This is a genomic window from Gemmatimonadota bacterium (assembly GCA_026706345.1).
Lineage (GTDB): Bacteria > JAAXHH01 > JAAXHH01 > JAAXHH01 > JAAXHH01 > JAAXHH01.
In genome coordinates this window covers 1-13583 of the sequence record JAPOYX010000210.1, presented here as the reverse complement: position 1 = coordinate 13583, position 13583 = coordinate 1, and the positions used below count along the sequence as shown (strand labels likewise).

General features: G+C 62.2%; 11 protein-coding genes. 4 read left to right on the top strand and 7 right to left on the bottom strand.

All coding sequences use genetic code 11. The annotated features are described in order from the left end of the window. The 4 genes from OXG98_14335 to guaA all read right to left on the bottom strand — a co-directional run. The coding region (locus tag OXG98_14335) for a metal ABC transporter permease (GenBank protein ID MCY3773179.1) at positions 1-774 on the bottom strand (774 nt) is incomplete at its 3' end. Positions 775-811: 37 nt separating this feature from the next. Further along, on the bottom strand, positions 812-1549 hold the full coding sequence (locus tag OXG98_14330) for a metal ABC transporter ATP-binding protein (protein MCY3773178.1): 738 nt from the start codon (positions 1547-1549) through the stop codon (positions 812-814). A gap of 167 nt (positions 1550-1716) precedes the next feature. After that, the gene (locus tag OXG98_14325) at positions 1717-2742 is read right to left on the bottom strand and encodes a nickel/cobalt transporter (protein MCY3773177.1); all 1026 of its coding nucleotides are present in this window, start codon (positions 2740-2742) and stop codon (positions 1717-1719) included. 303 nt (positions 2743-3045) lie between these two features. Continuing rightward, complete coding sequence (guaA, locus tag OXG98_14320) at positions 3046-4587, bottom strand: glutamine-hydrolyzing GMP synthase (protein ID MCY3773176.1); 1542 nt, start codon at positions 4585-4587, stop codon at positions 3046-3048. Positions 4588-4927: 340 nt separating this feature from the next. On the opposite strand from guaA, the gene OXG98_14315 reads away from it, so the two are divergent. Continuing rightward, on the top strand, positions 4928-5446 hold the full coding sequence (locus OXG98_14315; protein MCY3773175.1) for a cysteine hydrolase family protein: 519 nt from the start codon (positions 4928-4930) through the stop codon (positions 5444-5446). Between the two features lie 117 nt (positions 5447-5563). Further along, positions 5564-6685 carry a DNA polymerase III subunit beta gene (dnaN, locus tag OXG98_14310; protein MCY3773174.1) on the top strand — a complete coding sequence of 374 codons (1122 nt, stop codon included), beginning with the start codon at positions 5564-5566 and terminating at the stop codon, positions 6683-6685. Positions 6686-6721: 36 nt separating this feature from the next. On the opposite strand, the gene lpxK is transcribed toward dnaN, so the two are convergent. The 3 genes from lpxK to lpxB are packed head-to-tail and all read right to left on the bottom strand — an operon-like array spanning position 6722 to position 10952. After that, positions 6722-9106: a tetraacyldisaccharide 4'-kinase gene (lpxK, locus tag OXG98_14305; GenBank protein ID MCY3773173.1), complete on the bottom strand. Its 2385-nt coding sequence runs from the start codon at positions 9104-9106 to the stop codon at positions 6722-6724. Beyond that, positions 9103-9771: a lysophospholipid acyltransferase family protein gene (locus tag OXG98_14300; GenBank protein ID MCY3773172.1), complete on the bottom strand. Its 669-nt coding sequence runs from the start codon at positions 9769-9771 to the stop codon at positions 9103-9105. The genes lpxK and OXG98_14300 overlap by 4 nt, the downstream gene beginning before the upstream one ends. Before the next feature lie 17 nt (positions 9772-9788). After that, on the bottom strand, positions 9789-10952 hold the full coding sequence (gene lpxB, locus OXG98_14295) for a lipid-A-disaccharide synthase (GenBank protein ID MCY3773171.1): 1164 nt from the start codon (positions 10950-10952) through the stop codon (positions 9789-9791). 137 nt (positions 10953-11089) lie between these two features. Between lpxB and OXG98_14290 the strand changes: the two genes are divergently transcribed. Further along, positions 11090-12121 (top strand): beta-propeller fold lactonase family protein, encoded by a 1032-nt coding sequence (locus tag OXG98_14290; protein MCY3773170.1) that lies wholly within the window; start codon positions 11090-11092, stop codon positions 12119-12121. Between the two features lie 36 nt (positions 12122-12157). Beyond that, on the top strand, positions 12158-13492 hold the full coding sequence (locus tag OXG98_14285; protein ID MCY3773169.1) for an HlyD family efflux transporter periplasmic adaptor subunit: 1335 nt from the start codon (positions 12158-12160) through the stop codon (positions 13490-13492). Positions 13493-13583: the final 91 nt, after the last annotated feature.

Here is a 13583-nt window from a genome sequence, read left to right as displayed (position 1 = left end):
CAGGATGATGGCGGGGCCGGAAGGCAGACTGGCGTAATAGGACAACAACAGGCCGACAAACCCACCCAGAAAGGCCGCCAGCACACCGATGGCCACCAGGGGCGTGATGTCGCGCGTCCAGAACCGGGCGGCAGCGGCGGGAAGGATCATGATCCCCACCGCCATCAGGGTCCCCAAGGCATGAAACCCGCCCACCAGATTGAGGACCGCCAGGACGAGAAAGCTGTAATGGGCCACCGGACTCAAGGGACTGACCGATCGGAGAAAACCCGGGTCGAAACACTCCATCACCAATGGTCGGTAGATGAATGCGAGCCCGAACAGGGTGACCGTTGCGATTCCCGCGACCAGGAATATGGCCGCATCGTTCAAGGCGAGCACCGTGCCGAACAGGATATGCAACAGGTCGACATTGCTTCCGCGCGTCGAGACGATCACGACCCCGACGGCGAGGGAAATCAGATAGAAGGCGGCCAGACTGGAGTCCTCACGGGCCACGGTGGTTCGGGCTACCAGCCCGGAGAGCAAAGCCACCGTCACCCCCGCGATCACTCCGCCGAGCGTCATGGCGCCGAGCGACAGCCCTGCCACGAGGTATCCGAGCGCCGCGCCGGGAAGAATCGCATGGGCCATGGCATCCCCCGTCAGGCTCATCCGCCTCAAGGTCAGGAACACCCCTATGGGGGTCGCCCCCAGTGAAAGGGCAAGGCACCCGACCAGGGCCCGGCGCATGAAGCCGAATTCGACGAAGGGGGCGATGACGGCATCGTACATCACGCGTCCTCCGCTGGAAGGCAGGAAGCTCTGGCGTTCATCTCCCACATACGGCCGCTCCTTCGTCAAAGGCCTCGGTGAGCCGGCGCGCTAGATCGAGATTCGCTGGAGAAAGAACGTCCTCCGTCGGACCGGCGGCAATCTGTTCGCGAGCCAGCAGAAGGGTTTCCGGGAAATCCGTCCGAACCTGATCCAGGTCGTGCAAGACGGCGACCACCGTTCGCCGCTCCCCGTGCCAGCGACGAATAAGTCCCTTGAGATCACGCACGGTCGCCGAATCGATGGACGCGAACGGCTCGTCCAAGAGAATCAGCCGCGCATCCTGGAGGAGCAGGCGGGCGAACAGGGAACGTTGCATTTGTCCGCCGGAGAGGGTGCCGATGGGGCGCCGCTCGAAACCACCCAGCCCCACGATATCCAAGGCCTCGCCTATCTTCCGGCAGCCCGCCCGTCCGAATCGGCGGAAAGCCCCGGTCTTTCGCCACAACCCCATGGCCACCATGTCGAAGACCGAGATCGGAAAACCTCGATCGATTTCGGACTGCTGTGGGAGGTACGCGATTTCCGGGGTTTCAATCCCCGTCAACCTGATCTCGCCGCCGAGCGGCGCGAGGCTGCCGGCGGTCCCTTTTAACAGCGTCGACTTTCCGGCACCGTTCGGTCCCACCACAGCGACAAGGGCACCGGCACGGATGGCGTAATCCAGATGATGGACCGCAGGGTGGCGGTCGTATCCGAGGGTCAGATTATCGAATCGCAAGATTGTACTGTCCATTGGCGCACTCATATCAGGGCCCAGACGACCGCAAACCACAACAGACCGGCGGCGACACCAGCAAGCGCGAGACGCGCTCCGATGCCGGCCCGAAGGGGTGAGAATCCAGGTTTGTCAACTAGTTGCAACATGACCATCCGCGTGAAAAACCATGCTAAGCCCGCCCTTTACAGACCCATTGCTGGTTTCATTGCAAACGACGCGTTCAGCGCCCACAGCGCCAGCAGTATCAGGAGGGTGCCGCCAAGCGCGCCCAGGCCTGCGGCCGCCAGTGTCCACAGCGGTGAGCGGTGAGCGACCACCGTGCTCGCCCATGCTCGCGCCTCTGTCGCAATAATGGCCAGGACGACAATGGTGATCGCGGTACCTATGGACATGGCGATCACGGACAGCGCGCCATACCAGATCAAATCCATCGCGATGGCGAGGATCAGCACAAACACGGCTCCGCTGCAAGGACGCAGTCCAATGGCCAAAACCACGCCAGCCGCCGCATGCCGGCTGCCGACCGTATCAATCTCGGCTGCACTGGGCATATGCCGGCAGCCGCGACCCGCCCCGTGCGCGTGATCGGCATGGTCGTGGCGGACATCGCCGGTTTCGCGCCGCAACCGGCGAACACTTTCGGACAAGGCGCCTGCCGCGCGTATCAGCAAGTAGAGTCCGACTATCGCAAGCAAAACGAAACTGACTCGCGTAGCCCACAATGATGCCTTATCTGTCTCTATCGGCAGCCAACCACCCAAACCAATAGGGATGTAAATCAGCAACAGCGCCGTAATGCCCTGGAGGAGCGCAGCTGTGGCGCCCATGACGATACCGCGATTCAGCCGGCTTCGGTGGGTCAACAGATAGGTCGTCAACACGATCTTCCCGTGCCCGGGCCCTGCGGCGTGCAAGACACCGTAAAGAAAGCTCGTCAGCACCAAAGCCCAGCCGACGCCATCCTTGCCACGCAACGATTCCAACTCCTGCGTCAGTTGCAGGAGGAACTCATTCTGCATCGCCCAGATCCAGATCGCAGCCTGATCCCAGATCGCAACTCCCTGCCTGGAGTCAGCGTGGCTTTCACTCCTGGACTGTCCGGCGGCGACAGGCTCGACCGGCAGCATCGTTGTCGCGTGGATATCCGCCGAGAACGCGACGGCACATAGCCATGTGAGAAAGACCGCCACGTTGCAACTGACTCGCATCGAACAGTCACCTTTTCAACAAACGGAATGCCGAGGTTATCACCACCGCTAATACGGATGAAAAGCGGATAGTCGCCCATCGATATTGTTATGTTATAACATAACTAAATATAGCAAAACGAAATACGTTGTCAAGCCCAAGATTGCGTATTCCGTAAAAAGGCAACTTGTGAATGCTCGACAAGGCCGGCAAGTGCCGGCTTAGAACGAAAAAGCCCGCTGTCATACGGGCTTATGTGTGCTATGGAGCCTTCGGGTGCCAGCCGGTGCTGGCCGGGTTCCGGACGGGTGCCGGATGTGGGTTCATTCCCATTCGATGGTGCCGGGCGGCTTGGAACTGAGGTCGTAGACCACGCGGTTTACGCCCCTGACTTCGTTGATGATGCGATTCGACACATGCGCCAGGAAGTCTGTTGGCAGGCGCGCCCAGTCGGCCGTCATGAAGTCCAGCGTAGTCACGGCCCGGAGGGCGATGACGCGCTCGTAGGTGCGCGCGTCGCCCATCACGCCGACGGTCTTGACCGGAAGCAACACGGCCAGCGCCTGGGAGACCTCGTCGTACAGGCCCGCCCTGCGCAACTCGTCGATGAAGATCTTGTCCGCGTCCTGCAGCATGGCCACCCGTTCCCGGGTCACTTCGCCCAGCACGCGGATGCCCAGGCCCGGTCCCGGGAAGGGATGCCGGTCGATGATTTCATCCGGCAGGCCGAGCTCCCGGCCCACGGTGCGCACCTCGTCCTTGAACAGATTCCGGACCGGTTCCAGCAGTTCCAGCTCCAGGTCGTCCGGCAGTCCGCCCACGTTGTGATGGGTCTTGATGACACTGGCCGGCCCCTTCACGGAGGCGCTTTCGATCACGTCGGGATAGAGGGTGCCCTGGGCCAGGATGCGAACGCCGCGCAGCGAGGTCAGTTCGCTTTCGAGGACGCGGATGAACTCGTCCCCGATGATCTTGCGCTTCTGCTCCGGTTCCTCCACGCCTTTCAGCCGGTCCAGGAACCGGTCCGAGGCGTCCACGAACCGGAACCGGGCGTTGATCGTCCGGCGGTAGGTTTCCTCGACCTGCCTGGCCTCGTCCTTCCGGAGCATGCCCGTGTCCACGAAGATGCAGGTCAGGCGGTCCCCGATGGCCCGGCCGATGAGCGCCGCCACGACCGAGGAATCCACGCCGCCGCTGGCGAAGCAGGCCACGCGGCGCTCCCCCACGGTCTCCCGTATGGAGGTCAGGGCCTCGTCGATGAAGGTCCGCGGCGTCCAGCTTCCCTCGCAGCCGCATATGGCGAATACGAAGTTCTCCAGGATCTCGCGGCCATGGACCGTGTGCACCACTTCCGGATGGAACTGCACGCCGTAGATCCGGCGTTCCGGCTGGGCGACGGCGGCGATGTGTCCGTTATCGGAGCGGGCGATGACGTCGAAATCCGGCGGCGGCGCCTTGAGCTCGTCGCCGTGACTCATCCAGACCGTCATCCGTTCCGGCAGATCGCGGAACAGGGCCGCGTCGCCCGTCGTCCGGATCCCCGCGTTGCCGTATTCCCGGGTTCCGGCGTGTGCGACTTCGCCCTCGTGGTAATGCCCCATGAGTTGCAGGCCGTAGCAAATCCCGAGAATCGGCTTGCCCGTTTCGAATATGCCCGGATCCGGATGGGGCGCGTCTTCGCCGTACACGCTGGCCGGACCGCCCGAGAGGACGATGCCCGCAACGTTCCGTTCCGATAGCTCGGACGCCGGCGTATCGTACGGCAACACCTCGCAATAAACGTGGCTTTCCCGTATACGCCGCGCGATAAGCTGCGTGTACTGCGCGCCGAAATCGAGGATGGCAATCCAGTTCGAGTGCGCCATTTAACGTTTTTCAGGGGTAAGAAACGCCGGGTGTCGGGAAATAAATGAACAGGTTGGATAATATAGCCCATTTAACTCGTAGCGTCCAGCGTAGAAACTATCCGGTGATATCAGTTTGAGTTTATGAGAAACCGTACCTGACGATTCCTGACGTTGAATCTGCCCGAGACCCAATCTTTAATCATGTATAAAAAGCATCGCCCCCTTGACTTCGATGCGAAGAGACACTATACTAAACAAATGTTTGTATATTGTGGTAAAAGCCGATTGCAGGGATTTGGGGTGTTTCCCTGTTCAATTCGAATCGGCTTAACAACTTAACTTTCAAAGGGAGATAACCATGAAGTCGGCCTTATTGGTTATTGATACCCAGGTAAATATGTTCGAAGATGGAACGGCTGTTCACAAAGCGCCCACTCTCTTAGCAACTCTAGATCGTGTTATTTCTCGAGCGCGGGTAATGCGTATTCCGATTATCTACGTGCAACACAACGGTCCACCGGGGGACCCGGATGAACCGGATTCTCCAGGTTGGTTTATACATGAGCAGATTCTCCCCCGGGAGGGAGATATTGTTATTCAGAAACATACTCCAGATGCGTTCCATGACACACCTTTGAAATCGATTCTGAAAGATAATGACATAGGCAAGTTGGTTATCATGGGTGTTCAAACGGAAAACTGCATCAGTACGACATGCCATCACGCTCGTATTGCAGGTTTTTCGATAACGTTAATCCAGGATGGGCACAGCACCTTTGATTCCGATTTACTAAATGCGGAACAGATTATCTCTCACTACAACGATGTTCTGAGTGACTTCGCGGACGTGATTCCAGCAGACCAGGTTCAGTTTTAAGGTTGTATCGATGTGGGCACTTTGCCGACCTCACATTGACGCTCACCGTGACTGACCGAGTCCTTTTAACATAATAGCCGGTACGGTTACCGGCCTATCCCGCAAAAGGAGTATCCCGTGAAAATCACCATACCGGCCAGTTCCATCCTGATGAATGGTATACGGACCGTCCTGAACGTCGTGCCCCCGAAGGCCACCCTGCCCATTCTGTCCAACATGCTGCTGGAAACGGAGGATGACCACCTGACCATCGGGGCCACCGACCTGGATTTATCCATCGTGACGAAGATTCCCTCGCAGGTCACGGAAGCCGGATCGATTACGGTACCAGGAAGGAAATTCGCGGAGATGGTGCGCGAACTGCCCGATGCGCCTGTAGAAATCGAGGTGGACGGCGTCAAGGTGGTCATCCGATGCGACAGGGGCGTGTTCCGCCTGGTGGGCATTGACAAGGAGGAGTACCCGGCACTTCCGGATGTGCCGACGGAACAGACTGTAACCATCCCCGCGTCTTCCCTGCAGCGGCTGATCCGGAAGACGGTTTACGCGGTGTCGAAGGACGAGACGCATCCCAGCCTGTGGGGCGCGTACCTGAGCATAGTAAAAGGCGCGGTGCGGATGGTCGCCACGGACGCCCACCGGCTGGCCAAGACGACCCTGCCCTGTGAAGTCGACGATACGGTCACCGAAGGAATCATCGTGCCCCCGAAGGCCCTGAACAACCTCTCGCGGCTCATCGGGGAATCGGACGCGCCTTCCCGCATAACGATCGGGGACAGTCACGTCTTGTTCGACCTGGAGAACGCCCGGTTGTACGCCAGGCTGATCGAAGCGACCTATCCCGACTACGAACGTTACATCCCCACCGATAACGACAAGATCGTCAAGGTGAACCGCGATGTTTTTGAAGGTGCCGTGCGGCGCGTGTCCGTGCTTTCCAACTCAGTTACCCGGCAGATACAGTATTCGGCCCGGCCGGGATTCATCGAACTCAGTTCGTCCAGCCACGATATCGGCGGAGAGGCCAAGGAGGAGATGCCGGCCGAATACGAAGGCGAAGCGATTGATACGACGTACGATTTCCGCTACCTGCTCGACGTCGTGGAGAGAATCGAAAGCGACGATTTGGTCTTCAAACTCGATTCACCCGTCAGCGCCGGGATCGTCACGCCTTCAGAAGAAGAAGTCGAGGGAGAGGACCACCAGTGTCTGATCATGCCCTTAAGAGTTACTGGGTAACAAAACACAAATGTTGTATGGTTTTGTCTCGAGTGTTCAGATTGATGCGCTTTCAACTAATTTTTCAAGGGTGTGCTCACCCGCGGTCAACCGGAGCGTGATGTCCAGGACGACCAGGTGGTTTCTGATGGCGTGCTCCGGGACCCGGACGGCGTCCTTTTCCGTGGTAACGATCCACTCCACGCCCGTTTCTTGCGCCAGGGCCATCGCCCGGTCCAGGTTCAGTGATGTGAACGGGTGGTGATCCCGGTACGCCAGGACCCGGCGCACGCGGCCCCCGGCGTCCGTGACCGTTTGCACGAAGGAAGCCGGGTTGGCGATCCCGCAGAGGACGATCACCTCGCGGCCGGCCAGCCAATCCAACGGCAGGACCGTATCGTCGGCCAGCCTTCTGAGACCGGCGGGGTCGTAGATGGTCTCGATAACGGCCAGGTGGGGAAACCGGGCCTGTAAACGTGCTGAGTGAAATTTGGTGGAACGAGCCTGATCCGTCCTCGTCAACACGAGCGCGTGGGCGCGCTGAAGCGAGGAAAGCGGTTCGCGATAGGGGCCGGCGGGGAGCAGGCGCCCGTGGTTCGACCGGACGGAAGCGTCATGTACCACGATGTCCACCGTGCGGCCGATCCTCCTGTGCTGAAATCCGTCGTCCAGCAGCAGCACGTTCGCGTCGTACTGATCAATGGCCACGCGTCCCGCCGCGGTGCGGCTCGGTCCGACGACCACCGGCACATCCGGGAGCATCGCGGTGAGAAAAGCCGGTTCGTCGCCCACCTCCTGCCAGGTGGCGCCGGGCGCTGCACGCCGCATCGCGCCGGTCTTTCTGCCGTAACCCCGGCTCAGCACGGCGGGCCTGTATCCCGCGTTCCTGAGGCGGCCCGCCAGGTACCGCACGACCGGCGTCTTGCCGGCCCCGCCCACGGTCAGCGCCCCGATGCTGATCACCGGGACCGGAAGCCGTTCGGAGTCGAGCAGTCCCGTGTCGTACATCCTGTTGCGGAATCGGACCAGGATGCCGAACAGCAGGGACAGGGGCAGGAGCGCATATCGCACGAAACGTATGGCCGGACTGTGTTCGTCCGGGTCCAGGAATCGGGTGAAGAAGGGCGCGCTTTCGAAGCGGTCCAACCGCCCGGCTCCGGGACGTCTTGGATCCAGGACCCACCGGTCGAGCAGGTCCAGGGTACGGTCCACGGCCTTTGAGCGCATGCCCACAGCCTGTCGGGCGGCCGCGCCGATTCGCGCCCTCTTTCCCGGGTCTTCCAGCAATTCCAGCCATTCCCGCGCTAATTCGTCGCCGTCGTGAACGACCACGCCGCCCCCGGTCCGAAGCAGGGCCGCCGCGCTCCCCCGGACGTTCTCGGTATGGGGGCCGAACAGGACGGGTATGCCGCATGCCGCGGGTTCCAGCAGGTTGTGACCGCCGAGCGGGACCAGCGTGGCGCCGACGAAGGCCATATCCGCGGCGGCGTACATGGCCGCAAGTTCGCCCATGGTGTCCAGGATGATCACGTCGGCATGCGCTGAATCCCGCGCGTCCGGGCGTGAACGGTGGGCGTACGCGAGTTCCGCCCCCCGCAGCATCTTCTCTACCTCCGATATGCGATGAAGATGCCGGGGCGCCCAGATCAGTTTTATCCCGGGATGGCGTTCGCGCACCCGGGTGAAGGCCGCCAGCACCGCCCGTTCCTCCTCCACGGGCCGTGGGCAACCCGCCATGATCACCGGCGCGGATTCGGGCAACCCGAGTTCATGACGCAAATGCTCCCGCGACGGTCCGCCTTGTTCAGCGGCGAGGTCGAACTTGACGTTTCCCGTCACGTGCACCCGGCCCGGCGCCGCGCCGAAGGCGATATACCGTTCACCATCGAGGGCGTGCTGGACCCCCACGGCGGTCAGCAATCGCAGCATCTCCCTGAACAAGGGTTTCACGAAACGGTTTCGCGCGAGACTCCGGTCCGACATGCGGCCGTTGACCAGGGCCACGGGGCAATCGTGGACCGCCGCCGCCTGAAGCATAGACGGCCATAGTTCTCCCTCCAGCAGAATCAGCGCGCGGGGGCGTATCCGGTTGAACACGCGGCGGACGATGAACGGCGCGTCGAGGGGCGCCAGGCCGAACGCGTGGGCCTGTGGTACGTGTTTCCGGGCATAGGCCAGGCCGGTTTCCGTCATGGTGGTGACCAGCACCGCGAATCCGGGATGGTGTTCCACGAATCCCCCGACCACGGCCGCCAGGCCGGTGGCCTCGCCCACGGAGGCGCAATGGAACCAGACTATCGGACGCTTCTCGCTGTCGTGGACGAGAGGCCGCTGGGCGAGTCGCTGGCGCATCCCCCGGCGGTTCGCGACGGACAGGATAGCCAGGACCGGCGAAAGCAGCACGGTCAGCACGGTGAACAGCAGCGTATAGATAGAGATCATGTTTTCTTCAGGCTCCGCCCGGCGGTTTCCCGCGCTTCCAGCAGACGCTGCTGAAGTTCTAGCCGGTACGGTTCGAGGCGTTCGACCGGCGCATCGCCGGGTACCGTCAACGGTTCTCCGAAGGCAAGCACCGCGGTGGAAAAGGGACGGGGAATCATGAAACGGTCCCAACTCGAAAGCACGCAGGGCTTATGGGAAGCAACCGCAAAAGGCACAATGGGCAGACCGGATCTGCCGGCTATGAACAGCGTTCCCGGCTTAACCTGGAGGCGGGGACCCCGGGGACCGTCCACGGTCACCCCCAGGTCGTCCCCGGCCGCACCGGCCGCCGCCATGCGGAACAGGGCGCGCGTTCCCCCGCGGGTGGAAGATCCCCGTATGGTTCCATATCCCATTTGCTCGATGGTCCGGGCGATCAACTCGCCGTCCCGGTGCTGGCTGACCAGCACCCGTATCCCTTGCCGGCGAAAGGCGTAGGTGGCCACCAGCAGGCCCTCGTGCCAGAAGGCGTACAGCACCTTTCGGCCATTCTCCCGAGCCCGCTTCAGGTGTTCCTCTCCGATCATGCGGATCGAGAGCGTCCTCCCCAGGAGGTTGATGGATCCGGCGCCCAGTAAGCCTGCCATGCCGGCCAGGGAATGCATGGATCCTTCCATGCCCGTCATCCGCTGTCCTTCCCGTCTCATCGTTCGTCGGTCTTCCCGGTCGCCATGTCCAGTGCGAGTTCCGCGACGCGCGACGAAGCGCCCGGCGTACCCAGCCGGTCCCGTACCTCACGGAGTTCGCGGGTCATGGACCGCCGCTTCTCCGGTTCCCTGAGCAGCTCGAGGACCACCGGTGAAAGTACGGCAGGGTCGACTTCTTCCTGGAGAAACTCCGGCGCGATGCGGCGGCCGGCCACCACGTTCACCAGGCCGATATCCGGTATGTTGACCAGGCGCCGGGCAATCCACCAAGACAGGCGGGACATGCGGTAGAGGACCAGCAAGGGGGTACCGAAACACGCCGACTCCAGGGTCGCCGTTCCCGAGGTCACCAGCAACAGATCCGCGTGGTTCATCACCTCGTAGGTGCTATCTTCCACCACGGACATACCCCGTGCGTCTTCTTCCAGGCACGCGTTCCCCGCAAGACACGCCGCCAGGTCGGACCGTGAGACGGTGGGCGCGAGGCCGATGACGCCCTGTACCCCGGACAGGTCCCGCTGCACCGTCCGCAGGGTGCCGACCATCGCCGGCAGCATGCGCTCCACTTCCATAGTCCGGCTGCCCGGCAGCAGCCCGATGATCGGGCGGTCCGGGTCCAGGCCGGCGCCCGCGCAGAACGCCGCCTTCGTCTGGCGGCTTTCCAGCACTTCCAGGAGAGGGTGTCCGACGAAGACCACTTTCCCCCCTGCTTTTTCGTACAACGCCACTTCGAAGGGGAAGGCCACGGCCATGCAGTCGACCAGCTTGACGATGGTGCGTATGCGCCGCGCCCGCCAGGCCCATACCTGGGGACTGATGTAGTACAGGACCGGTATGCCGCGACTCCGCGCCTTGCGGGCCAGCCGGAGGTTGAAGTCCGGGTAGTCTATGAGGATCAGCACGTCGGGGCGCCGGGATTCGAGGAGACCGTCCAGGCAGCACAATGCCCTCCGGACGAAGGGCAGGTGCCGGACGACCTCGGTGAGCCCCATGACCGAAAACCGTGCGATATGGTAGACCAACTCGCAACCGGCCTGCTCCATGCGGTCTCCGCCGATCCCGAGTATGTCGATTTCCGGCCGCCGCGCCTTGAGCGCGGCCACCACGCCGGCGCCATGCAACTCTCCCGACGCTTCACCGGCGACGATCATGATCCGCAATGAACGAGCCTCCTCCTTTTGACCGGTACGACGAATGTAAACTTCAAAATACACTTTGAGGACGCAACCTCGGAGTATATTTTGAAGTCTTACCCAGTAAGGTAGTCTTTAACAATATACAGGAGGACGGAAAGCGCATGGCTGATTCCTCAGGAGGGCGCCCGGTGGTTTTCGTTTCGTTAACCGGCGATGAACAGATAAAGGCGTACGATCAGGACCGTGAGACGGGTTCCCTGACCCTGCGTTCGACCAGCGACGCCCACGGCCCTTCGGGGGCGCTGTGCCTGCACCCGTCCGGGAACCTGATGTACGACGCGCACGTGGAATCCACGACGCTGGCGGCCTTTCGGCTGGACACCGGCTCCGGTGAACTCACCCTGATCAACAAGGTGGACACCGGGATCGGGATCCCCGCGCACCTCGTTACGGACCGGCGGGGCCGCTTCCTGCTCACCGTCTACTACGGCGGCGGCGGCATCACCGTGCACCTCCTGGGGGAAGACGGCGCGATCGGCGAACTCGTCCAATACATCGATACCGGCGAAAAGGCCCATGCGGTCCTTCTGACCGTCGAGGACCGGTACGTGATCGTCCCCCACGTCTGTCCCACCAACAAGACCAGCCAGTTCCGGTTCGACGCGGAAACGGGGTTGCTTGCCCCCAACGATCCCGCGGTCCTGGATCCGCCGGACGACGAAACGGGCCCGCGGCATATCTGCTTCCGGCCGGAAGGCGACGTGGCCTACATCGTCAACGAGCAGGACAATACGGTCACGGCGCACCGCTTCGATGCCGAACGCGGAACGCTTACGATCTTTCAGAACGTCTCCACGCTGCCCGACGGCTACGAGGAAGGTGGAGCCACCGCGCACGTCGAGGTGCATCGCAACGGGAAATGGGCCTATGCTTCCAACCGGGGGCACGACAGCATCGTGGGTTTCAACGTGGCGGAGGACGGTGCGCTGACCGCCTTCGGGCATGTGCCCGTTCCGGCCAGTCCGCGGTCCTTCAACATCGACCCGGACGGGCGGTATCTCTACTGCGCCGGCGAGGCGGCGGGCGTGATGACGGCGTATCGCGTGGACCAGTCCGACGGCAGCCTGCATCCGCTCCGGGATTATACCGTGGGGGACAAGCCCTTCTGGGTCATGGCGACGACTTTGGCCTGACGGCGCGAAAGAAGTAGAACGCATGAGGAGGTATTTATGACCGACTCACGTAACGGCGACAAAGATCCCAAGGGTCTGGTGGGCATGTTCGCGGAAGAGCGACAGCGTGAACAGCACGGCACCATGGACCGCCAGATCGAGAAAAAGCGCTTCACGCCGCGCCGGATCGCCCTCGGCGGCCTGGCGGCAGCGGTGATCGCCTTCGGCGCCTACGCGCTGCTCAGCGTCAACCCGTCCTCGCTGAACGTGGAGGCCGGCAAGCTGACCACGGCGCCGGTCACCTACGGTCCCTTCCTCGAGTATATCGTCGAACAGGGCGCGGTGATGCCCCTCAGGACGATCTACCTGGACGCCGTCGAAGGCGGGCGCGTGGAGGAGGTCTACGTCGAGCAGGGCACGCACGTCGAGGAAGGCACGCCGATCCTGCGGCTGTCCAACGCCAACCTGCAGCTCAACGTCATGCAGCGCGAAGCCGAGCTCTTCCGCGAGGTGAACCGGCTCAGGGAGACGCGGGTTACCATGGAGCAGCGGCGCCTGAGCATGCGCGCCTCGCTGGTGGAACTGGAATACCAGCTGCGCCAGGCCGAAAGGGAGTACGAGCGGCAGGACGAGATGTTCAAGGCGGACCTGACCTCGCGCATGGATTACGACGATGCGAAGGACAACCTCGAATACTTGACGCGCAAGCGGGACGTTACCGTCGAAACGCTGCGCCAGGATTCGCTTTTCCAGACGATCCAGATCCGGCAGCTGGAAGAATCCATCGACCGGCTGCGGCTGAACCTGGAAGTCATCAAGCAGAACGAGGAGAACCTGACGATCCGCGCGCCGATCACGGGACTCCTGTCCTCGCTCATCGCCGAGGTGGGCGAATCCAAGCCCGGCGGCGACCGGCTGGGCCAGATCGACGTGGAGGACGAGTTCAAGGTCAGGGCGGCCATCGACGAGCATTACATCGCCCGCATCCGGTCCGGACAGGCCGGTTCCTTCGATTTCGCGGGCGAGACCTACGACCTGGTGATAAGGCGGGTGTATCCCGAGGTGATCGAGGGGCAGTTCGAGGCGGACATGGAGTTCCCCGAAGGGATGCCCCAGGGGCTGCGCCGGGGACAGACGCTGCAGGTGCGCATCGCGCTGGGCGAACTGGCGGACGCGCTGCAGGTGCCCCGGGGCGGGTTCTACCAGAAGACGGGCGGACGTTGGATCTACGTGCTCGATCCCGCCGGCGAGACCGCCGCGCGGCGCCCGATACGGCTCGGACGGCAGAACAGCCAGTTCTTCGAGGTGCTGGAAGGACTCGAGGAGGGCGAGCAGGTCATAACCTCCATGTACGACAACTTCGGCGACATGGAACAACTGGTGTTGAAATAATCGACAAATCACAGGAGCAGACCATGATTCGGACAGAGCATCTCAAGAAACTCTACGCGACCGAAGAGGTGGAAACGACGGCGCTCAACGA

What these genes read in the sequence shown, in the direction of transcription:
- OXG98_14330 (MCY3773178.1), bottom strand. Translation starts at nt 1,549, where the DNA reads ATGGACAGTACAATCTTGCGATTCGATAATCTGACCCTCGGATACGAC.
- OXG98_14325 (MCY3773177.1), bottom strand. Translation starts at nt 2,742, where the DNA reads ATGCGAGTCAGTTGCAACGTGGCGGTCTTTCTCACATGGCTATGTGCC.
- guaA (MCY3773176.1), bottom strand. Translation starts at nt 4,587, where the DNA reads ATGGCGCACTCGAACTGGATTGCCATCCTCGATTTCGGCGCGCAGTAC.
- OXG98_14315 (MCY3773175.1), top strand. Translation starts at nt 4,928, where the DNA reads ATGAAGTCGGCCTTATTGGTTATTGATACCCAGGTAAATATGTTCGAA.
- lpxK (MCY3773173.1), bottom strand. Translation starts at nt 9,106, where the DNA reads ATGATCTCTATCTATACGCTGCTGTTCACCGTGCTGACCGTGCTGCTT.
- OXG98_14300 (MCY3773172.1), bottom strand. Translation starts at nt 9,771, where the DNA reads ATGACGGGCATGGAAGGATCCATGCATTCCCTGGCCGGCATGGCAGGC.
- OXG98_14290 (MCY3773170.1), top strand. Translation starts at nt 11,090, where the DNA reads ATGGCTGATTCCTCAGGAGGGCGCCCGGTGGTTTTCGTTTCGTTAACC.
- OXG98_14285 (MCY3773169.1), top strand. Translation starts at nt 12,158, where the DNA reads ATGACCGACTCACGTAACGGCGACAAAGATCCCAAGGGTCTGGTGGGC.